16 protein-coding genes are annotated in these 22517 nt (G+C 53.3%); 9 read left to right on the top strand and 7 right to left on the bottom strand.

Translation table 11 applies throughout. The annotated features are described in order from the left end of the window. The first annotated feature begins 151 nt into the window (after positions 1–151). The gene (locus KIS77_05725) at positions 152–346 is read left to right on the top strand and encodes a helix-turn-helix transcriptional regulator (GenBank protein MCW5921823.1); all 195 of its coding nucleotides are present in this window, start codon (positions 152–154) and stop codon (positions 344–346) included. Further along, positions 330–545: a hypothetical protein gene (locus KIS77_05720; GenBank protein MCW5921822.1), complete on the top strand. Its 216-nt coding sequence runs from the start codon at positions 330–332 to the stop codon at positions 543–545. Before KIS77_05725 ends, KIS77_05720 begins: the two co-directional genes overlap by 17 nt. Positions 546–637: 92 nt before the next feature. Here KIS77_05720 and KIS77_05715 read toward each other — a convergent pair whose 3' ends face one another. Further along, positions 638–4321, bottom strand: coding sequence for a T9SS type A sorting domain-containing protein (locus KIS77_05715; protein MCW5921821.1), 3684 nt, complete (start codon positions 4319–4321; stop codon positions 638–640). A gap of 179 nt (positions 4322–4500) precedes the next feature. Between KIS77_05715 and KIS77_05710 the strand changes: the two genes are divergently transcribed. Both KIS77_05710 and KIS77_05705 read left to right on the top strand, forming a co-directional pair. Further along, positions 4501–5994 (top strand): DUF1800 domain-containing protein, encoded by a 1494-nt coding sequence (locus KIS77_05710; GenBank protein MCW5921820.1) that lies wholly within the window; start codon positions 4501–4503, stop codon positions 5992–5994. A 26-nt stretch (positions 5995–6020) separates the two neighbouring features. Continuing rightward, complete coding sequence (locus tag KIS77_05705) at positions 6021–7649, top strand: DUF1501 domain-containing protein (GenBank protein MCW5921819.1); 1629 nt, start codon at positions 6021–6023, stop codon at positions 7647–7649. A gap of 5 nt (positions 7650–7654) precedes the next feature. On the opposite strand, the gene KIS77_05700 is transcribed toward KIS77_05705, so the two are convergent. The 4 genes from KIS77_05700 to KIS77_05685 all read right to left on the bottom strand — a co-directional run bounded on the left by KIS77_05700 (position 7655) and on the right by KIS77_05685 (position 13051). Then, the gene (locus KIS77_05700) at positions 7655–9028 is read right to left on the bottom strand and encodes an MFS transporter (GenBank protein ID MCW5921818.1); all 1374 of its coding nucleotides are present in this window, start codon (positions 9026–9028) and stop codon (positions 7655–7657) included. A gap of 291 nt (positions 9029–9319) precedes the next feature. Then, positions 9320–9724, bottom strand: coding sequence for a hypothetical protein (locus KIS77_05695; GenBank protein ID MCW5921817.1), 405 nt, complete (start codon positions 9722–9724; stop codon positions 9320–9322). A 145-nt stretch (positions 9725–9869) separates the two neighbouring features. Next, positions 9870–11921: a PD40 domain-containing protein gene (locus KIS77_05690; protein ID MCW5921816.1), complete on the bottom strand. Its 2052-nt coding sequence runs from the start codon at positions 11919–11921 to the stop codon at positions 9870–9872. A 131-nt stretch (positions 11922–12052) separates the two neighbouring features. Continuing rightward, the gene (locus KIS77_05685; protein ID MCW5921815.1) at positions 12053–13051 is read right to left on the bottom strand and encodes a PorP/SprF family type IX secretion system membrane protein; all 999 of its coding nucleotides are present in this window, start codon (positions 13049–13051) and stop codon (positions 12053–12055) included. Positions 13052–13147: 96 nt separating this feature from the next. Here KIS77_05685 and KIS77_05680 point away from each other — a divergent pair, with 96 nt between their 5' ends. Next, a complete protein-coding gene (locus KIS77_05680) occupies positions 13148–13849 on the top strand; it encodes a copper homeostasis protein CutC (protein MCW5921814.1) in 702 nt (233 codons plus the stop codon). Positions 13850–14243: 394 nt separating this feature from the next. Then, on the top strand, positions 14244–16361 hold the full coding sequence (locus KIS77_05675; protein ID MCW5921813.1) for an RNA-binding transcriptional accessory protein: 2118 nt from the start codon (positions 14244–14246) through the stop codon (positions 16359–16361). Positions 16362–16412: 51 nt separating this feature from the next. Here the strand turns inward: KIS77_05675 and tpiA are convergent, their stop codons facing one another. Continuing rightward, positions 16413–17168, bottom strand: a complete 756-nt coding sequence (gene tpiA / locus KIS77_05670; GenBank protein ID MCW5921812.1) for a triose-phosphate isomerase — start codon at positions 17166–17168, stop codon at positions 16413–16415. Between the two features lie 163 nt (positions 17169–17331). Here tpiA and KIS77_05665 point away from each other — a divergent pair, with 163 nt between their 5' ends. Together KIS77_05665 and KIS77_05660 are read left to right on the top strand one after the other, a co-directional pair. Beyond that, on the top strand, positions 17332–18819 hold the full coding sequence (locus KIS77_05665) for a helix-turn-helix domain-containing protein (protein ID MCW5921811.1): 1488 nt from the start codon (positions 17332–17334) through the stop codon (positions 18817–18819). Next, on the top strand, positions 18816–19409 hold the full coding sequence (locus KIS77_05660; GenBank protein MCW5921810.1) for a DUF3109 family protein: 594 nt from the start codon (positions 18816–18818) through the stop codon (positions 19407–19409). The genes KIS77_05665 and KIS77_05660 overlap by 4 nt, the downstream gene beginning before the upstream one ends. A gap of 4 nt (positions 19410–19413) precedes the next feature. Here KIS77_05660 and KIS77_05655 read toward each other — a convergent pair whose 3' ends face one another. Continuing rightward, complete coding sequence (locus KIS77_05655) at positions 19414–20055, bottom strand: hypothetical protein (GenBank protein MCW5921809.1); 642 nt, start codon at positions 20053–20055, stop codon at positions 19414–19416. 71 nt (positions 20056–20126) lie between these two features. Here KIS77_05655 and KIS77_05650 point away from each other — a divergent pair, with 71 nt between their 5' ends. Beyond that, positions 20127–22499 (top strand): lantibiotic dehydratase, encoded by a 2373-nt coding sequence (locus KIS77_05650; GenBank protein MCW5921808.1) that lies wholly within the window; start codon positions 20127–20129, stop codon positions 22497–22499. Positions 22500–22517 lie beyond the last annotated feature (18 nt).

Here is a 22517-nt window from a genome sequence, read left to right as displayed (position 1 = left end):
CTTCTAAATCATTCGATTTTGTCATATAGTCAACGCAAAGTGGTTTTGAACGAACGGTGCTCGCAATCCTTTGAAAATCACACAAATCAATCAAGGAAATCTTCAAATCCTCTTTAATCTGGGTATAAATTTTCGCATAAAACGAATATTTATGCGCATAGGTAAAAATCTAATTCGCTATCGCTTCGCCAAAGGCTGGTCGCAGGAAGACCTCGCCCGCGAAGTGGGTATGTCGCAAAGCAACTACAGCAAAATCGAGTCGGACAGACAGGATTGCCTCGCAGGAGCAAATCGAGGCTTTTGCAAAGGCATTGGGAGTGGCTCCTGCCATGCTTATGGGTCTTGACAGCCCCATTTTTAACAGCGAAAATCAACAAGGCGGATATGCCAACAACTACCTTGTGCAGAACGGCGCGGAGGCTGTCGTCGCTGCTAAGGATGAGACCATTGAGGTGCTAAAAGGGCACCTTCAGGTATTGGAGGCGGATAACCAAGACCTTCGCGGGCAATTGCAGCGGTCGATGGAGAGGGTCTTAAAGCCATAGTGCGGTTCGTGTCTCCATCCTCATAAAGAGCACAGGCCAAACGGGCATCCCGTTTGGCCTGTGATTGTCTAGATGCTGCCCGATGGAAGCAGTCACCGCTCCACCACTATTTTTTTGCCGACCACATCGCTGCCAGCCAAAATTCTCAATTGGTACATTCCACTTGGCAAGTTGTTAAGGTCCAATGGAATATGCTGTTTCGTCACCTTGTCCACCGTCCACGCATGGAGCGTGCGGCCTGTCGCGTCGGTTAGCATGAGTTCCAGTTGTTGGGGTTGGGCAAAGGCGACCGCAAGGATAGCGCGTTCGTGGACGGGATTTGGAAACACTTCTGCGTAGAAGGCATCGTTGGCCTGATAGGTGCTGGTAGTTCCCGTCAAGTTATAGGTGAAAACCGCTTTGCAGCCATTGGCATCCGTCACCTCCAACCGATAGTCGCCTGCGGGGACGTTGATGAGGTCTTCCGTGCCGCTGGCAAACAGCGTGTTGTTTCTATACCATATAAAACTGTAAGCGCCCGTGCCGCCCGTTACTGTCACATGGATGGTGCCATTGCTCTGACCTTGAGTGGGTTGCACAATGTTTCCTTGCGCAATTTGAAGTGCCGGAGGTGCAAGGAGTGTGCGCGTGATGGTGGCGCTGCAGCCATTGGCATCCGTGACGGTGAGGGTGTATGGGCCTGCTGTCAGATTATTGAGGTTGGCTGTGGTTGCGTTGTTCGACCACTGATATTGGAACGGGGCTGTGCCTCCATCCACGTTTATGGAGATGGAGCCGTTTGCTTCTCCACTGCATTTGGGGTTTTGTGGGAATGCTGCGATAGCGATGGGGTCGGGCGCGGTAAGCGTTCGAGTGGTGGTGCCGGAACACCCGTTCACGTCGGTCACGGTGAGCAAATAAGTCCCCGATGCCAGATTGGTGATATTGGCTGTGGTCGCGTTGTTCGACCATTGATACTGATAGGGTTGTGTTCCGCCTGTGACTACTGTGGCGATGGCACCATTGGTTTGGCCAGAGCATAGTGGGTTCGTGACGGTAGGGGTGATAGTCACGGCAGCAGGGGCGCTCAAGTTTTGGCTAAGCGTGATGGTGCAGCCTGTCGCATCGGTGATTGTGACGGAATAGTTGCCAGCGACCAAGTTTGCAATGGAGGAAGTGGTGGCAGTATTGGACCACTTGAATAGATACGGAGCGGTGCCGCTGACCAATGAGGCGCTCAGTATCCCATCGGCATCGCCAAAACACTTGGGCTGCACTACTTCTATGGTGGCAGCCAGTGCACAGTTGCCTGATTGGCAGTCATCTACGATGCCAGTGACGCTTCGCTCGCAGCCATTGGCATCAGTGACTATGACAAGGAATGTATCGCCGCTGGGAAGCACTTCACCGTCTGTATTGGCTAAATAGGAATAGGGTTGCACGCCGCCATTCACCGTCACTTGCAATTCGGCAGTGCCCTGCCCGACGCAGTTTTCGTCCACCTCCAATGAAAGTGGCTGGAAATCGGGCGGGTTGGCGCCATTGATAATTTTCAGACAAACGTCGCCAGCGGCATTGGTGCGCGAGGCAATCTGGACGTAATACGTTTCTCCGGCCTCCAAACCTATGGCGGTCACAAACCCATCGCAGCGCCGAGGGTTGGAAGCGCAGAAGACCTGCGAAAGGTTGTTGCAAGTGCCTTTCCAGATGGCCAACGAATGTTCAAAATCGGCACCGCTGTTGAGGTGCACGGAGCCGGAAGGCGGCGCGGTGAAGGAGAACCAAATATCTCGCTGCACGGACTGGATGCAGGTCGGAAGGTAGCCCGAAGGGGTGGCGCTTTGGTTGTTGCCAACCGTGCATTGGCTGCCGAGGGAAATAGGGTTGGCTGTCAGGCAATTGTCGTTGGAAGGCGCATCTGCATCTTTTTTTATTAGTTGAGGGCAAAGACTGCCTTCAATAGTGGAAAAATTGCCTGCTATTTGAACCCAATAATTTTGCCCCACCGTCAAGGGCGGCAGTCGGAGCGAACGCCCATGATGATTGCTCGACAGTTCTTGCAAACTGTTGCATCCCCCTGTATAGAGCGTGATGATGTCAGAAAAAGACGCATTGCTTTGAATTTCCAAAATTTCATCGGCTGCGATGGCTTCGGCAGTGAATGTGTACCACAAATCGGCGCGGGCCAAACGGTTGAGCGACGGCAATGCCGACGACATCGTCGCATCGGAGTTGCTGGCTATGGTACAGTTGTGATTGGCCGTCAGCGGAATAGCGTCGGCACAGTTGTCGTTGGCGGGTGGATTGGGGGCGTTCCCTTGCGTTATTTCGACACAAAGCTCGCCACGAGGTGCCCCAAAGTCGCTCTCCACGCCACTGACCCGAATAAAGTATTGCGTGCCGGATTGCGCCTGAAAATAAGTTGTTTCACCTCCAAAACCGTGCTCGTCGCGATTGCCGCACACAATCAATTGGGGGCTGGCGCACCCACCAGAGAACACATCCACCACGTCGTTGAAAGCTGCACGGGTGGTTATTTTTGCTGACCCCGTGAAGTCAGCCTGCCACATGTACCACAAGCTGGCAACGCTTCTATTCCAACAATTGACGAGCGGGCCGTCAAAGGTGGCCGAGATGTTGTTCTCCAATGTGCAGGGGGCGCCAGTCGTCAGCTGTACAGCCTTGCTGCACAAGTCATGCGAAACGCCGGAGCCAGTCACTTTCACATTGTCAATACCGCCCCACCAACCCCAGTCTTTGCCATCATCGTACTCGAACACAATACGCATCTGTTGAGCCCGATAAGGCGAAATATCATACGATTCATGGACGAAATTGGGGAAATAAGGGCCGCCCACGTCGCCATTGGTTTCTCGGATGAGAAATTCCTCGCCTGAGGCGTGTTGCACGAAAACCCTCATTTTTTCCTTGTAAAACCGAAGCATCCAATCATAGCTCAATTGAAAGTTGGAGAACGGAGTGCCATCAATCCAAGGAGTCATCAACCGCACAATGGAGGGTGCGGCATTGCCGCCATTGTTGTCATCGTCGAAAAAGGCGAAGCAAGTGCCGTTCATCGAATTGGAATTGCCCCCTTGCAAGGCGTTCGAGCCAGTCGGGATGAGGCCAAATCGCCAATCCTTGTTGCCCGTCACCATTTCAGTTGTCCAGCCAGTGGGTTTGGCGCATTCGTTGAACGACTCTCGCACCACATTGACGCCCGTGCCAGAACCAACCACCATGATGTTGTCCACGCCAGCCCACCACGCCACCGCATTCCCATCGCTGTAACGGATGATGAGCCGTGCCGTAGCGGATTGAGTCAACAAGGCTAGGTCAGCCTTGAGTTTGAAATGGTCGGCGATGTTGGAGCCATTCTTGCGAAATCTATCAAAGCGAGAGACGAGTTTTTCCGTCGTGCCATCTGTCACGAGCACCTCTAAATAATCATTCGTCCCATCCAAGTCTCGATAGTGGACATCCATGGTGAGCTCCACAGTCGTATGTTGTGAGGCATTGAAGGGGGGAGAAGTGAAGCTGAGGGTGTAGCCTTGAGTATTGCTGCCCAAGCCCCGGTCGTCAATGAAAAGGAAACAGGAGCCGTCAATACTTTGCCCAAGGGAGCTGTTGTTTTGCGAAATGCCGACCGACCACTTGGGGTTCTGGTTGCCGACAGAATTGACCTGCCAACCGGGCGGCAAGGTGCAATTGTTGAAGTTTTCAGAGAAAAGCGTCACCTGAGCGTTCAAGCTGGTGAGCGCAAATAGCAGAATAGGGAGGAGTATCCGCAGGCGCATGACAAGTTAGTTGTCGAAAATTAAAGTGAAGGTACACCTTTCCACATTTCCCAGCAGAAAGATGTTTATGTTAAATGTTCTTTCGGGAAAATGTTTTGCGGGTTTGTAAGTTTAACAAGGGCAAGTGAACAAACTTTTTTAATCTTTGCTTTCTGAAAACGACCGTAAAGCATCGTCCTATGCCTGCCTCCCACACGGATTCTGCAAAATCCAACTCAACACTTCCTCCCGTGTTCGACCCGCTCGCGCCGTACGTCCCATCGGCCTCCAAGCCGTGGAACGCACGCCGGGTAGCGCACCTATACCGCCGGCTCGGTTTGGGGGCCACACACACCCAGATACAACAAGGCCTTCAAATTTCGCCCTCCGCGCTGGTGGACCAGTTGCTCGACAACGCCGCGGGCTTGGGCCCGCCCACGCCAACCAACTGGGCGAACTGGAATGCCAACCAATACGGCAACGACCTGCCGCTCGTCATATCGCACCAGCGAGAGCTGAAGCGCCGCTGGCTGCTTGACATGCTCAACGAAGGGGTGCGTTCCAAAATGGCCTTCTTCTGGCACGACCATTTCGTGGTACAACTCTCCGGTCACATGTGCAACGCATGGCTGTGGGACTACTACAATCTCCTACACAAACACGCGCTGGGCAATTTTAAAAATTTTGCCCTCGACATCGGCAAAAGCCCCGGTATGCTGCACTACTTGAACGGCAACCTGAACGTGGCGGGGCAACCTAACGAGAATTATGCCCGCGAACTCATGGAACTGTTCACCATGGGCGAAAGCAATGGATACACCCAAGCCGATATCGTGGGCATGGCCCGCGCACTCACTGGCTGGACCTCCGACGACGATGATTGCGACCCATCGTGGTTCAATGCCTCCAAACACGACAACGGGCAAAAAACGATATTCGGCCAAACCTCCAACTACAGCTTCGAGGCCGCCCACGACCTGATATTCACCGTTCGCTCAGAGCAAGTGTCTCATTATATCCCGGAAAAAATCTACAAGTGGTATGTGTATCAACACGCCGACTCTGTGGTGGTTGATGGGTTGGCAAACACATTCAAAAGCGCCAATTGGGAATTGCTGCCCATGCTCAAACGCCTCTTCAAGAGCGAGCACTTCTTCGAAGAGCAATTTATTTGTGCAAAAATCAAAAGCCCGTTGGAGGCATTTGCCTCACTGATGAAAATGGTGGGAGCCACCTATCCGGCCCAAATCACCGACCACTGGCTCAACGAGGTAAACTATTATGCTTACATACTCCACCAAGAACTCTTTGAACCGCCCAACGTGGCAGGCTGGAAAGAGCATCGCAATTGGATTAACGAAAGCACCCTCTCCCTGCGCTGGAAATATGCGGCGGCCATAGTCAACTCCATTGGCCAGAATTATGACATTCACAGCAACCTCCGAGCCATGGCGCTTGACCTCACCAATGGCAGCAACGACCCCAGCGTGATTGTGCCTGCCCTCATAGATTTCTTTCTGGGGCAGAGCCTGCAACCCATTCACCTTCAAGCTGCAATTGGCTACTTCAAGGCTGGCATCCCCGAAAATTATTTCCTCGATGGCTCTTGGAACCTCTATTGGGATGAGGCGCCCGAGCAAATCCTCAACTTGTTGCTCTACTTGACCAAACTCCCAGAGTACCAGCTGACTTAATCATTTCAAATCAACCATTTATCGCAATGTGCGAACAACATAAAAAACGCCTCGGCGCAGCCCTTGAACACGGGGAAGCCCACACCAACGACCATCGCAAATGGTCGCGCCGCGATTTCCTCACCGCTACGGGCCTTTTTGGAGCTGGCAGTTTTCTGTTGGGTAATTTGCCCGTCAAAACCTTCCAGCCCACGCCTTTGATGGCTGCCCTGTCTGCCGCAGGAGGCAATGACCGAATGCTTGTCCTCATTCGGCTTGATGGCGGAAACGACGGTTTGAACACCGTCATTCAGCGCGGCAATTCGCAGTACTACAATATCCGCCCGAACATCGGCATCAAGGAAAACAATATGTGGGCGCTCAGCCCTCAATATGGCATGCCCCTTTCTACCAATGCCCTGCAGCCCATGTGGAACAATGGTATGATGAAAGTAATCTTCAATGTCGGCTACCCGCAACCCAACCTGAGCCATTTCCGCTCCTACGACATCGTCGCGTCAGCAAGCGATGCCGATACCGTTTGGGAAACTGGCTGGCTGGGGCGCTTTCTCGACACGGAATATGCCGCCTTTGTCGAATCGCCGCCCATCGTGCCTCCCGCTTTGCAAATTGGTTTGCAAAATGACCTTGTGTTTCGGTCAGACCAAGCCAATATGTCGCTGGCCATCAGCAGCCCTCAGGAATTTTATCAAATCGCACAGAGCGGCCAACTTTACGAGACCGCCTCATTGGGCAACTCGCTTCGAGAAATCGAATTGGCCTTCATCCGAAATGCAGCCAACTCGGCCTTCCGTTACTCCGGCACAATACAGCAGGCATATTCGAAGGGCAAAAACGATGTGGCCTATCCAAATTCCGACGACAATCCCTTGGCCGAACAACTTGCCATTGTCGCACGACTCATCAAGGGGAATCTCGGAACCAAGATTTATATGGTGGAACTCAGTGGGTTCGACACACACGCCACCCAATACAACACCCACCTGCAATTGCTCAATCAGGTCGCAGTCGCCGTCAAAACATTCTTTGACGACCTCTCGCATGGGAACAGTGGGCTGGAGCAAAAAGTACTGGGCATGACATTCTCGGAATTTGGCCGCACCATCTTTGAAAATGGTTCGGGCGGCACCGACCATGGGTGGGGCACCCATTCGCTTTTGTTCGGTGGTGGCTTGGGCAATGGCTTCATGGGGCAATATCAAGACTTGAGCAACCCAGACCCATACTCCGACCCAGAGTTCAGCGTGGATTTCCGCTCTATTTATGCCACTATTCTGCAAGATTGGTTTGGCAACACACCCGAATTGGTCAACTTCGTAATGGGGCAACAACCATTCCCCATACTGAATGGCCTTGTGCCAGCGGCCACGCCTTCGCTCGGCGACAACGACAGATGCGCTCTGCTGGGACACAACCCCCACAAGACCATCGCTGGCACGCTGGAAATCAAGTACGCCATCATGAAAGAAGGGCCGCTGCGCCTACAAATTTTGGACAAAGCAGGCAACGTGCTCCGCACGCTGGTGGATGAATACAAAACACCGGGCAGTTACATTTTCAATTTTAAAGCAAGCGATTGGTTTTTGCCTCCCGGCGCATACCAGTATCGGTTGCAGTCGGGAGGACAGGCGTTCCAGCGTGAAATCCGATTCTGAAAAAACTATTTCACCACGTCATCTTTATCTTCCACAAACATCACGGATACCGCAGCACAAATTAGTAGCACACCCGCCATCACCAAGGCGTAAATAGCTTGATTGCCAAAGAGATATTTGACGATGGGGCGATTGGCCACCCCGCTGATGATTTGTGGAATCGTGATGAAAAAATTAAAAATGCCCATGTAAACGCCCATTTTGTGAGCAGGCAGCGCTCCCGCCAGCATAGCGTAGGGCATTGCTAGAATGCTTGCCCATGCGATGCCTACCCCCACCATCGAGAATAGGAGGAAGGACGGGGAATTTGCAAAATACATCGAAATCAGACCAAGCCCCCCGCACGCCAACGCAACAGCATGCGTTCTTTTGCGACCGATGCGCTTGGCCACAAGTGGCAATGTCAGCGCAATGACAGCAGAGACGGCGTTATAGACCCCAAAAATCACCCCCGTCCAGTTTTGAGCGTCGCTGTACAGTTGGGATTTAGTATCGTTGATGGCAGCCCCATACACGTGGTGCGCTATCGCGGGCGTGGTGAACACCCACATGGAGAAAAGAGCAAACCACGAGAAAAATTGGGTAAGTCCCAGCTGGCGCATCGCTTTGGGCATGGCTGCCAAATCTTTGAATATCACCCCTAATCCCCCTTTTTCAGGCTCCGATGTTTCTTCGCCCGAGTAACGCGCCTGCTCTTCCGGCGGATACTCTTTCGTCGTGAACACCGTCCAGAGTATCGCACCGAGAAAAATCATCGCGCCAATGTAGAACGACCATTTCACGTTGTCCGGCACCAAACCCTCCGGGGCGGTGTCTGTCACCCCCGCCCTGTTTGCCAAAAACCACGGTAGCCAAGATCCAAGCACCGCGCCAATGCCAATCAACGCCGTTTGCACTGAAAAGCCGAGTGTGCGTTGTTCAGAAGGTAGTTTGTCGGCCACTAAGGCTCGGAATGGTTCCATAGCCACATTGAAAGAAGCATCCATTATCATCAACATGCCAGCGCCCATGAGCACGGCGGGCAGTGCCGTGGTGAGCGCCCCCGCATTGGGCATGAGCATCATGCCAAAGCAGGCGGCGATGGCCCCCGCAAGGAAAAACGGCTTGCGCCGGCCCAAGCGGTTCCAAGTTCGGTCGGAATAGTGCCCGATGATAGGCTGCACAATCATGCCGACGATGGGAGCCACCAACCAAAAGTTGGGCAATTCGTGCACGTCAGCACCATATCTTTGAAGAATGCCGCTTGCATTGCCATTTTGCAGGGCAAACCCAGCCTGAATGCCAAGGAAGCCGAAACTCATGTTCCAGATGGCGCGGTTGGATAGTAGCGGTTTTTGTACGCCGCCGCTTTGGGTGTTTGTAGTGGAAGAAAAGGCCATGTTGAAGAATGGAGGTGTGTCTGTCAGTTTGAAATGCACCCGTTTGAAGAGAAGAAAATTTATGCCCTTGCACTGCTAACTTTTGAGCATGGCTAAAAGTGCAATCTGTTCAAAATCAGGGAAAGCAACCATGGCCATCTGGCAAATCCTAGCGAATCAGGGTATAAATTCTCATAACCGAGGGCAAAGATGAAAAAAAACGTAAACGCTGCGAAAAGCCCAAAAAAAAGAACCCAAAGTGGCTTTGCTCACTTCGGGTTCTTTTTTTAACGCCCCCCCTGTATTCTTCCTCTAGTATTCCGTATCATCGGCGATGTCATGTTCTTCATCGTCGCGGCGGCGGGTCACGATGATGTGGTCGTCCTCATCAGAGGTGCCATCGGCCATTTCATCATCATCTTCGCCTTCGCCGTCGAACTCATCATCTACCTCGACATCGGCAAAATCCTCACGCAACACACCTTCTTCGTCAAAATCTTCATCTTCCTTCACAATGCGTTTGGCTTCGAGGACGGTCATGCGAATGAGATAATAAGTGTCGTCCGTTTCAAATGGCAATGCGGAGACTTTTTTGCCTTCCTTGTCATTGTAGGAGACAAGGTGGTTGGCGTACCCGGTGGGGTACTTCATTTTTACGAGACGAACGATGTCTTCAGGGAGGGCATCGTAGTCTTTGACAACGCGTTTTTTACTCAATGTCTGGGTGTAATTTGGTTCTGATAATCAAGGCTATGCGGTGAAAGCCTAGTTTCTGCTTGCGGCAAATTTAAACGAATGGCATTTGAAACGGCAAAAATTTTTTTTGTCACAAATTTTTTTGCCGCATCGTTACGCTTGTTTTTCAGCGTTCCCTAATCTCTACAATCTCCACCCTCCTCTCTCGCGAAGCATCTGGGTGATATATCGAGTTTCGCTCATCGGCGAGGTCGTCGCTGATGTCGGAGCGAGCGGTAGTTTCGCCAAAGCTCACTTCGGTGATTTTCAACTGCCCCGACCGCAGATAAGGTGCAAAAGCACCATCCGAAAAAGCAGCAAAATGATTTTTCACGCTGCTGACTCGCCGTTTGCCCAGATTCAGGTTGTACTCGGTCCGTGCTCGGGGGCTGGTGTAGCCTTTTACCATGACCTCGATGGATTCTCCTTTTTGCAAACGGGCGAGCAACACATCGCAAAGCTGCCCCAAGCGGTCGTGTCCGCGTCGCACTTCGTTTTCAAAAAAAGCGTCAATCATGCTCTCCGCATCGTCAGCCCTCATAGGCGGGAGGCCCGCAGAAAAACGGTCGCGGTATTCACGTTGGCGTTCCAGATAGGATTGTACGGTTTCTTCGTAAGTCTTTTGTGTGGTGGTGCGTCGGGTGCGCTTGTCCGGCTCGTCATTGTCAAAATAGAGCGGCAAGCCCACAAAATCCTGTAATTGAGGCGCTTGGGGCAGTTGTGGCAGTGTTTCTGTTTCCACGGGTGGCGATTTGGCAGAGATGGTCGGCACGGAATCGGTGGCGGCCAAGTTGGGCGGTGTCACTGGTTTGGGCAATTTGAACGACCACAAGTCATTGCAACAAGCCTTGTTCGCCTCATCAAGATAGAGCGACCCCGGGCGATTACTGCTAAGATAACCGTGTTGTCCGTCCTCTTTTAGGAAAAAATACACATCGTTGTAACTCGTGTTCACGCCCGGCCCCGCATTTGTGGGTTTTGAGAAATCAGTTTTTTCTTTTTGCACCGAAAAAACGTCCCAGCCGCCCAAGCCTGGCCAACCTTCCGAACTGAAGTAAAGTTGTTGGGTTGGCGCAAAGAAGAAAGGCATCCCATCGTTTTCGGGCGTGTTCAACGCAGATGCGTTGAGTGGCTCTTGGAATCGAGGCAGCCGCGTGATGGTTTTGCCCGGCAAAGGCAAAGCGCAAGGGCAGAAAAAAACCGTATCAAGCGGCACATACCACAAATCGAGGTTGCCCTTGCCGCCGGGTCGGTCGCTTGCAAACCACAACACCGGGCCTTGATAGTACTCATCGTAGCCGATGTTGGGCTGGGTGGCGGTGTAGCCCGGCAAGTTGATGGGTTCGGGCAGACGAATGGCGGGTAGCCAACGATTGCGGCGGTCCACCACTGTGAGCCACAACTCGCAACGAATATCGTAAGCGTTCAGGTTCTTGCAGACACTGAACACCATATAGTGGCCATCCGGAGAAAAAGCCGTGTGCGCGATGTGTGCGGTGTCAGTAGTCGGGAATCCCCTGCCCGGTTCGCGGGCGCGGCCGCCCTTTGAGGAAATCATGACCCTCGTCAGTTTTGATTTGGGTTGGCTCCGGTCGCCTTTTTTGTCGAAACGATAGGAGGAAAAAAACAAGGTGTCGCCCATCACGACAGGCGCAAAATCGCTGTATGGGCTATTGATGCCCCTGCCCAAGTTTTTCACCTCCACTTGTTGGCTTTCGGCCATCATTACCTTGGCAGCGCGACACACCTCAATCTCGTCGAGGGCTTTTTCAAAAAATTCGGGCCCAGCTTTGATGGGTCTTTCTTTCAGGAATTTTTCAAAATAATCAATTGCCGCGTCATACTTGCCCTGACTTTTTTTGACCTCGCCCAAGCGAAAATTGAGCAGTGGGAAATCCTTGTTGGGGCGTTTGGAGACGGCGATTTTTTGGTACGACTTGTCGGCTTCGGCATAGGCAAAATACAAACGCGCACTTTCGGCATATTTCCATAAAACGGAAATATTGTCTTGGTCGCGCTTGAGAACGGTCGCATAGTGTTGCACCGCTGCGCCATAATCTTTTTTCTTGACGGCATCGTCGCCGGCGCGTTCGTAAGAGCGAAGTGACTGCCCAAAAATAGTGGGGAAAGAAAGGAAAAGACAGAAGATTGGGAGGAGAAGGCTGGATGTGGACTTCATAAAATATGGATTACGTTATCGGATTCGGGATTTTTTGATGGTCGGAGGTTTGAACGCACAATAAATGGGTTTCAGTCTGTGAGCATGACACGGCGGCAAAGAAATGACGAATTTTAACAAAATGAAATGATTCAAAAAATAGGACACGACTTGAAGGTTTTGACTGGCGGAACGGGCAAGGTGCGATACACAACGGCGATTTCGATGCCGCCGCGACCACGAGTGGCCACATCAAAATCGGAAATATTCAAATCGTAGCTCAGCCCCGCCGTCCAATTGAGCCAATCCACCTGAAAGGCAGGAATGATGGCGTCGCCTACGCGCGTGCCGAGCGTGAATTGTACCGCCACATCTTCCGATACCGCCCTGCGCACGCCTGCGCCTGCGAGTATTTCACGCGCTTTGCCCATTTGTTGGGTCGCGCCAAAGGCAACCACATCAGTGAATTCACCCGTTTGCAGGGCGCCATTGAACATCAATGCGAGGCGCATGGGCAACCGCTGGTCGGTGTCGTCGCGGAAATTGACCTTAGGCGCATTGAGGTGAAAGGCTCCTGCCCCGATGTCGAGGCGAGTGCGCGATTGTGCGGGTTCGTAGTGCCAGTTGAGGCCGGCCGATAGGGTAGGGGCGAAGCCAGAGCTTTTGCCAAAATCCTCGCCTGTTGGAAGGGAGGAGGAGAACTGGTCCCCTGCCCATTGGTTTTTGAAAGTCAGTTTGGAAATGTCGAAGGAGCGCTGGGCCACAGCCAATCCCACGCCTGCCGATAGGGCTTGCCGCTCGCCCAAAGCATGCGCCACGCTTGCCGTCGCGCCCACTTGTGTCCACGTCAGGCCTGCGTCGCCTGCCCCGTCGTGCTGAATTTGAAGACCGACAGAAAGAAGGTTTGCGTCGCGTTTAAGGGTTTTCCAGTCCACAGTGCCAGCAAAGGTTTGGTAAGAAACAGGCACACTTTTCCATTGGCTGCGGTAAGAAGCGGCTGCCCTGAGGTCGCCGCGAAAGATGCCAGTCAGTGCGGGGCTAAGGTGGAGCGGGTTGTGGTAGAATTGCGAGTAGTGCAGGTCTTGTCCGCGCAATACATTCATTGTCAGGGCACAAAAAAGCAGTAAAGTAAGTAGTCGAAGTGTAAGCATATTGGTGCTAAGAAGATGTTGCGGGTTGAAAGTACAACAGTTTTTGAAATTACTGCGACCTTTGGTGGGCAACGTGTTCACCAACTCGCTCCGCCCATGCAATTTGAAATATGCGCCGTCAACATCCAATCAGCCATCGCCGCCGAACGCGCCGGAGGACATCGCATCGAACTCTGTGTCGCACTCGACGTCGGCGGTCTCACACCTTCACACGGCCTCATTCGAGCCGCGGTGCATCAGCTCAATATCCCCGTCAATGTGCTTATCCGCCCGCGAGAAGGGCATTTCCACTATTCGGATTATGAATTGGACATCATGCTCGACGATATTCGATTTTGCCACGAAGCCGGGGTGCATGGTGTGGTCGTGGGCGCGCTGACTGCCGACCGGCAGCTGGATTTGCCCAAAATGGAGGCCATGAAAAAAATGGCTGGCGATATAGAGATTGTCTGCCATCGCGCTTTCGATTTCACAACCGCCCCTGCGACGGCCTTGGAACAGCTCATCTCCCTTGGCTTTCACCGGGTATTGAGCTCTGGCCAAGCGGCCTCTGCCTACGAGGGGCGTTTCATATTGCAACGCTTGGTGCAACAAGCAGCGGGGCGCATCATCATCATGCCGGGCGCTGGCATCACTGCCCAAAATATCAGGAGCATCGCAGAGACAACAGGGGCGCAGGAATTTCACTTCACCGGGAAAAAACGCATGAAGGGCGACACCGCGATACCGGGTTTGGAGGGAGACTACTGGGTGAGCGACGAGGAAGAGATTCGGCGCATTGTGGCACAACTGGAGTGAGCGGGTTCCGACTGTTCCAAAAATCCCGCACAGCCCGCCACGTTTTTTTTGACCTGTATTAAGTCGACGGCTTTGAGCATGATGGTGCTTTTAAATTGTCGTAAGTAAATCGGAACGCTGTTCCGATATTGCCGGAACAGCGTTCTAGCGTACAAGAGAGACAATTTGAAATGCGCCCGAGCATGATGGGGCTTTCGAGTTTTTCCTACATCCTAAAAAGGAGGTTTTGAAATGCCAACGGATTGAGCTGATACAAAGCCAGTCATAGAATATTCGAGCAAGATTTTTACCCGCCGCGAGAATACTGTGAATAACTTTTCCGCTCAACTGCCTCCTGTTTTTCCTTGAAAACAGAAATTTGCCGCCCCTAAAAAAACAACAACCAGCAACTACGATGTCCTACGCTCCCCGCATCGCCCCCCTCCTAAACATCTCCGCCCGCCGGGTGGAGGCCGTCATCGAACTGCTCGAAGGCGGTGCCACGATTCCCTTTATTGCTCGATACCGCAAAGAAGCAACTGGCGAACTCGACGAGGTGCAAATCGCCAACATCCAAGACACATGGAAAAAAATGCAGGAACTCGACAAACGCCGCGAGACCATCCTGCAAAGCATCGAAGAGCAGGGGAAACTGACACCCGAACTCCGAAGGGCTATCGAGGGAGCGGCGACCATGACCGAGTTGGAAGACCTATACCTGCCTTACCGCCCCAAGCGCAAAACCCGCGCATCCGTCGCCATCGAAAAAGGCCTGGAACCATTAGCGAAAAGAATTTTCGCACAAAAAGACAAAGAATTGGAAGCCATTGCTACTCAATACATTACTGAGCAAGTGCCGACGGTGGAAGAGGCGCTGCAAGGCGCGCGCGACATCATCGCCGAATGGGTGAGCGAGGACATAAAAGCCCGCGACAAGATGCGGCGGCATTTCGAGAGAGGCGCGGTCATCGCCTCCCGACTCGTGAAAGGCAAGGAAACAGAGGGGGCGAAATACCGCGACTACTTTGAGTGGAGCGAGCCGCTCAAATCCTGCCCCTCGCACCGCTTGCTCGCCATGCGTCGGGGCGAGGAAGAAGGTTTCTTGCGAGTCTCCATCGCGCCGGAGGAGGAACGCGCCGTGCAGAGCCTTGAAGAAATGTATGTGATTGGGTACGGCGAGTCGGCGGTACAGGTACGCACTGCCGTCAAGGACAGTTACAAACGGCTGTTGCAACCCTCTATCGAAACAGAATTTCGCAATTCGAGCAAGGAAAAAGCCGACACGGAGGCCATCCGCGTTTTTGCCGAAAACCTGCGCCAATTGCTTCTGTCGGCTCCGTTAGGGGAGAAACGAGTGTTGGGCATTGACCCCGGTTTCCGCACGGGCTGCAAGGTCGTTTGTCTCGACGCGAGCGGCAATCTGCTTCATAACTCGACCATTTACCCGCACGAGCCGCAGCGACAAGTATTTGAAAGCCAGTCAGAAATCGAGCATTTGATAGAAAAATTCGGCATCGAGGCCATCTCGGTCGGCAACGGTACTGCCGGGCGCGAGACGATGGATTTTTTGCGGAAAATCAAGTTCCAACACCCCGTCGAGGTCTTTCAGGTGAACGAGGCGGGGGCTTCCATTTATTCGGCTTCGGAAGTTGCCCGCGACGAATTTCCGACTCACGACGTGACGGTGCGCGGCGCAGTCAGCATCGGGCGACGATTGCTCGACCCGTTGGCGGAGTTGGTGAAAATTGACCCGAAAAGCATCGGGGTAGGGCAGTACCAGCACGATGTGCACCAGACCCAACTCAAAGAAAGCCTCGACCGCACGGTGGAAAGCTGCGTGAACGCCGTCGGCATCAACCTCAACACTGCAAGCAAACACCTACTCACCTACGTCTCCGGCCTCGGTCCCGTGCTGGCGCAAAACATCGTGAACTACCGGGCTGAAAACGGCGCGTTCAAAAAACGCAGCGACCTCAAAAAAGTCCCCCGCCTTGGCGACAAAGCCTTCGAACAATGCGCGGGGTTTCTCCGAATCCGCGAAGCCGCAAACCCTTTGGACAACACGGCTGTCCACCCAGAACGCTACGCGCTCGTGGAAGAAATGTCCGCCGACTTAGGCTGCAAAGTAACTGATTTAGTGCAGGATAAATCTCTGCGGGCGAAAATTGATTTGAAAAAATACGTTCGTGGCGACGTGGGTTTGCCAACGCTTCAAGACATCCTGAAAGAGCTCGAAAAACCCGGCCTCGACCCGCGCGGCGCGGCCAAACCCTTCGAGTTTGCCAATGTTCACTCGCTCGAAGACTTGCATCCCGGCATGGTGCTGCCCGGCATCGTGACCAACATCACCAACTTTGGCGCGTTCGTGGACATTGGCTTGAAAGACAGCGGTCTTGTCCATGTCTCGCAATTGGCCGACAAGTTTGTGCGCGACCCGATGGAGGTCGTTTCGCTCGGCCAGCAAGTGACGGTGCGCGTGGTGGAGGTAGATTTTGCGCGGAAACGGGTGGCGTTGAGCATGAAGGGGGTATAAGTCTGCGGGTGCGTGCAACGCGCCCGGCATCAAGTCGGAGCCTGCCCATCGTTATTTGAGCGCCGCCACGATGGCCGCAAAATCATCTGCTTTCAGCGATGCGCCGCCGATGAGTCCGCCGTCCACATCGGGCTGGGCAAAAAGTTCGGGCGCGTTTTGCGCGTTGCAAGAGCCGCCATAGAGAATGGTTGTGTCGTTGGCGATGGCTTTCCCATATTTTTTTGCCACCAACACCCGAATCGCATAATGCATCTCTTGCGCCTGTTCGCTCGTGGCCGTGCGACCCGTGCCGATGGCCCAGATGGGTTCGTAGGCGATGACCACTTTCCTGAAATCCTCTTCGCGGAGGTGAAACAGGCTGGCTTTCAACTGTTTGGCCACATAGCCGACGTGCGTGTCCACCTCCCGGATGTGAAGCGGCTCACCACAGCAAAAAATGGGGCGCATCCCCCGCGCCAGCACAATGTTGACTTTTTGTGCCAGCACGTCGTTTTTTTCCTTGAAGTATTGGCGACGTTCGGAGTGACCGATGATGACAAATTCAGCGCCCGCCGAAGCAACCATGTCCGCCGACACCTCGCCAGTAAAAGCGCCTTTCTCCTCGTGGTGACAATTTTGCGCCGCGAGGTGGAAGTGCTTTCTGACCTTCAGCATTTTGCCCACGTCGCGCAAGTGCGTGAGTGGTGGCGCCACCACCACCAAGCCTTTGGGCTTTTCTACTTTTTCGAGGATGTTTTTGGTCAATTCCAGCCCTTCATCGAGGGTCTTGTTCATTTTCCAGTTTCCGGCTACGATTTGCTGGCGCATTTTTTCGTTCGTTGTTCGGTAAAAGTTGTTCGTTTCGGAGAATCAATTTTTTGCGCCAAAAGTAGAAAAAACGACAAGGCACAGACTTCCTTTTTCAAAAAAACGCAGAACAAACAACGGACGGGAAGCAACGAGCCACGAACTTCCTACTTTTGCTCCGCAAATGGCCACCACTCAATACCAACGCATCATCTTCGGCCTGAAAATCAGGCAGTTCCGGCAGGAACGTGGCTGGAATTTTGAAGAGTTGAGCCGCCAGACGGGCATCTCGGTTTCGTACCTAAACGAAATCGAGAAGGGGAAAAAATATCCGCAACCCGAAAACCAGCGCCGTTTGGCGAAGGCGTTGGGTGTCACGCCCGCGTTTTTGACCTCATCGGAGTTGACCAAGCAATACGCACCGCTCAGCGACTTGCTCAAAAGCAATTTTCTCAACGAGCTTCCGCTCGACCTTTTTGGCATAGAGGTGCAGCAAGTGGTCGAAATCATCGCCCGTGCGCCCGACAGGGTGAACGCCTTCATCTCTGCATTGCTCGAAATTGCCCGCAACTATTCACTGCGCGACGAGAACTTTTTCTTCGCGGCATTGCGCGCATATCAAGAGTTGCGCAGCAACTATTTCGAGGAGATAGAAGGGGCTGCCGACGTGTTTGTTCAGAAATACAATTTGCCGGAAAACGGCGGGGTGCCTTCCTCGCTGTTGGCGGGGCTGCTGCGTGAGCAATTTGGCTATCAAATAGACGAGCGCGGGCTGGAGAAATATCCAGAGCTGCACAGCCTGCGCTCGGTGTTCAACCCGCACAAAAGGCGCTTGCTGCTCAATAGCCGCCTCAATGAGCGACAACGAGCATTTCAATTGGCCAAGGAATTGGGCTTCAATGTGCTCAACCTCAAAGAACGCCCCCTCGCGTCGAATTTCCTGCGGGTCAATTCTTTTGAGGAAACCCTGAACAACTACAAGGCGGCTTACTTCGCGGTGGCTATTTTGGTCAACCGCCGCGCTTTCGTGCGAGACATTGGCGATTTTTTTGCGAAAGAAAAATGGGACGGCGCGGCGCTTCTCGACATGATGGCGAAGTATCAAGCCAGCCCCGAAGTCTTGTTCCAACGATTCAATGTGCTTACCCACGATTTTTACCTCGACAAGGTGTTTTTCCTCCGCTTTATTCACGACCTCGACCGTGACATGTTTGACATTGATAAGGAACTGCACCTCAATCGCCGTCACCAACCTCATGCCTCCGGACTTAATGAGCACTATTGCCGTCGCTGGCTTTCAGTCACTTTGCTGCGCGATTTGCAACTGCAGCAGGCACAAGGGGGGGGAGGCTCGCGGTTTTTGAGCGGCGTGCAGCGAGCCGCCTTTCTCGACACGGGTGAGGAATACCTCTGCATCGCCGTCGCAAAACCCGGCTATCCGACAAAGGGCCGCAACGTGAGCGTCACCATCGGCGTGCTGCTAGATGACCACGCCAAGCAGACCATCCGATTCTGGAACGACCCTGCCATCTCCCGCGTCACCGTGAACGTCACTTGCGAGCGTTGCGCCTTGGCCGACTGTGCCGAACGCGCCGCGCCGCCCGTCACCGTCCAGAAACGGGAAGAGCGAAAACGAATGCAGGAATTGTTGAAAAAACTGACCGACAAATGATTATTGTTCAAGACAAACTCGTGTCTGACGACTTGGTGGAACAACAATTCGTCTGTAACCTAACCGCTTGCAAAGGTGCTTGCTGTTGGGAAGGCGACTATGGAGCGCCGTTGGAAGAGAGCGAGTTGCCTGTCTTGGAGACTATTTTTGAAAAAATAAAAGCATTTCTAAGCCCGGCAGGCATCACTGCCATTGAGGCGCAAGGCAAATACGTTCGGGTGCAGGAGACGGGAGAGTGGGCTACCTCCTTGGTGGACAATGGCCCTTGCGCTTACATGACGCTTGACGCGACGGGCATTGCCCAATGTGGAATAGAGCGGGCGTGGAAAGCGGGCATCATTGATTTTCAGAAGCCGATTTCTTGCCATCTGTACCCGGTGAGGGTTGCAAAGAACGTGGTGGCGGGATTCGAGGCGCTCAACTACGACGAGTGGCATATTTGTAGCGCCGCTTGCGAGTTGGGCCAAAAGGAGCAAGTGCTGGTGTATCAGTTTGTGAAGGATGCCATCGTACGCAAATACGGGCAAGCATTCTATGACGAGCTGGACGGCGCCGCGAAGTTTATGGCAGCCCAAGCCGAACAGACCTGACTCATTATCTCCACACCAACACGCGCAGCGACAAGCGGTCGCGCACCACCCGGCCGGTCACCCAATCGTACTTTGCGTTGGTCACGTTGTGCAGATTGTTGACGCAGTGCGAATAGACAAACTCTGGCTGCAATCGCCAGCTCTTCAATTTTATTTCCACCCCAAGCCCCACGTCCAAGCCGACCCTTTCGTTGAGAAGCCTTAGATTTTCAATATTTTGACGAGCAAAATTCCATCCCAGCCGAGCACCCAACAACAGCGAGCCATGCAAGGGTGCGTTTTTTTTTGTAGGGTTGGTCAGCACGAAATGCAAGGGCAACTCCGCGTCGGTGAACCGAAAATGCTGCAAGCCTTGCGGATGGAAATGAACCCCATTGCGCATAGTGGCGACCGACAAGGATGTTCGGATGGCCAAACCTTGTCTGAACCGCCACGAGCAAAAGGCACCTAGGCTCGCGCCGTGTGCCGGCCCCTTCGACTCTGCCCACATCCGGTCAGGCTCGCTATTGGGCAATGTCTCGATGCCGAGCAATTGGTGCTCATATCCTGCCATCATCCCCCAGAAAAACGACGATTCGTTTTCCTGTTGGGCATTCAATGAAAAAGCCAAGACGATAAGTGCCGTTAGCAATGAGATTTTTTCCATAAAATCGGGGGAAGTGTTGAAATTGCGCGGCTGATGATGATGACCTTGAACAACCGAAAAGACCCATCTCAATGACCAGCCATCATTCCATTTCGCTTTCCCCATTGGTGCTTATCCGGGTCGCAGGGTTGCCTTTGCGATGGCTCGAAACAATTTCTGCCGAATGGCCATCAGAAGAGGCGGCGGAAGATCAGGTGGCCGAGCGCGTGCGGGAGTGTTTCGACGCAGCCCTTGTCGCGCTTGGTGCTTCTCCCTTGCGCACGGCCATTTACAATGCGCGACGTGATTTTTTTGCAAAAAAGAAAATGCCAAGCGCGGCCTTTTTTCAACTGCTTCTCGAAAACCAGCACGAGCCAGCCATCGCTCAACTCCTTGAAAATCTGCTTCGTTGGGAAGAAAAAACGAAGGCGCTTGACACTTTCGACCAGCGATACGAACAGGTCGTGAAGGACAATTATCGCTTGATGCAGAAGGCAGCCAACGACGAAAACCTGCGCCGTGCCTTGCTTTTTGCCAGCCATGATTTGCTCCACTGTTTGCCAGAGTTTTCGCAATGCTCGCTCGACCGCTTGAATAAAAAGTCCCGACAGACGGCGCTTTCGCTCTATCAATATTTAACCCGCGCCGTGGTCAAAACCTCGCCCTTGAGCCGATTCACGACGGTGGCGCTTTGGCAACACGGCTCGCAAGCCGCAGTGACTTTTGGCAAATCACAGGCCACGCCCAATGTTGCGATGCTGCCGGCGCTCTACGAGATGTTGCTGCGCGAACCGGCTTTTTATGAGGCGCTCCAACTTACACTGAATCCAAGCATCGTTCGAGCGAACACGAACCCTCGCTGGACTTGGCTTTATTTTGATGGCGAACAGGAGTCTTTTCAAAAGTTGGAAGGCGACCCGATAGCAGGCCTTATCGTGGAATGGCTTTTGGAACAGGGCGGAAAAATGCTTTACTCGATTATTCTCTCACGATTGGAGGAAAAGGTGGATGCCGCGCGTGCTCAGGTGGCAGCAAGGGTTTTTGACCTGATAGATTATGGGCTCTTGGAGTGGGAGTTGCCCGAAAAAGGTTTGTCACCCGCATGGTGTGGCGCCCTCTACAACTTTCTCGGTTTTTTGCCCGCCCACACGCCTTTGCTCGTGGATGCCGCGGCGTTTTTGCAGTGGATGCGCGTGGCGGCCCGCACCCTGCCTCACCAGCCGCTGGAGGATGCGCGGGTCATGCAGCATGAGACACTTGAGATGGCGAGCGCTTTTTTTGAAAAACACGGCGGCTCGTTGCCAGCCATCCCACCCGAGCAAATTTTCTTCGAAGATGTGACTCAATCGGTGGAATCCAACGTCCCCTTGGAAACGATGGAAACATTCGCAAAAGACTTGGCAACCTGCTGGCAAGCAAACAAGGCATCAGCGATGCCGCCCTTCCGTGCGAGACTTGTCGCATTTGCCCAGCGCAATATGGCAGATGGGCAGCATCTAGGGTTCCTTGATTTTTGCGAACGTTTTTTTGCGTCTAACACAGCGACTTCGGAAAATAGAGCGGGGCGGTGCGCTCAGGATTTTGTGGGAAAGATGGGGGCGCTTTTGCAAGTCTTTCGCAACGAATCGGGTGGTTATTCCGCTGTCGTGAACGCGCTTTTTGCGGGGGGGGGCAAAATGTTCGCTCGCTGGTTGCATCTTTTCCCGGCGGAGGCCACATCGCAGTTGCAGCATTGGAACGTGGATGGGCCCCAAGGGACGGGCTTCGATGAAGAGGTGCTGACGGTGGCCTTCCCGTGGCAGGGGTGGTCGAACGCCAATTTTCAACCGGCTTTGTTTCACGATGCTCTTGCTGTTCCCGATGGGCGAACAAATCCGATGCGCGATGGTCGGATGGTGTTGCTTGGCAGTTTGGAGGTACGATGGAAGGCAGGTTGCCTGCAATTGATTGACCGTGAATCCAATAAGCCCATTGTTTTCTCTGACCTCGGCCTTGAGGCACCAAAAACCCGCCCGCCCGCCATGCAGGTGCTGTGGCACTTGGGGATGCCGCAAATATCGTTGGAACGGTTGCTGGCTCATCGTCGTTGGGCGGAAGGTGGGGCAGGTTGGCGCGTTGCGGAGCGGGTGGCGCATGGCTCTTTGTTTGTAGCGCGAAAAATGTGGAACATAGAAGACGTGCTATTGGAACGGTGGCGTTTTGAGCAGCGCGAGTCGCGTTTTTTTCGGCTGGTTCGGAAAGAACTGCCAGACATAGAAGTGCCTCAAAGATTCTTTGCCCGATTTTCACATGGGAAACCTCAATACTTTGATGTGAATAGTCCCTTGTCCATGCAGCTGTTTGCAAAAATGCTGCGCCAACAACGCGGGCCTTTGCTCGTGACCGAAATGTTGCCCACGCCTGAGCAATGCGTGGTGGAGCAAGATGGGTTGCGTGCCGCCGAATTTGTGGTTGAATTTCAGTAAAAATCGCCCCGAACCTCC

The organism is Saprospiraceae bacterium, from assembly GCA_026129545.1.
Classification (GTDB): Bacteria; Bacteroidota; Bacteroidia; order Chitinophagales; family Saprospiraceae; genus M3007.
Note: the sequence above shows the minus strand (reverse complement) of the source record. Positions and strands in the feature narration are given on the sequence as shown.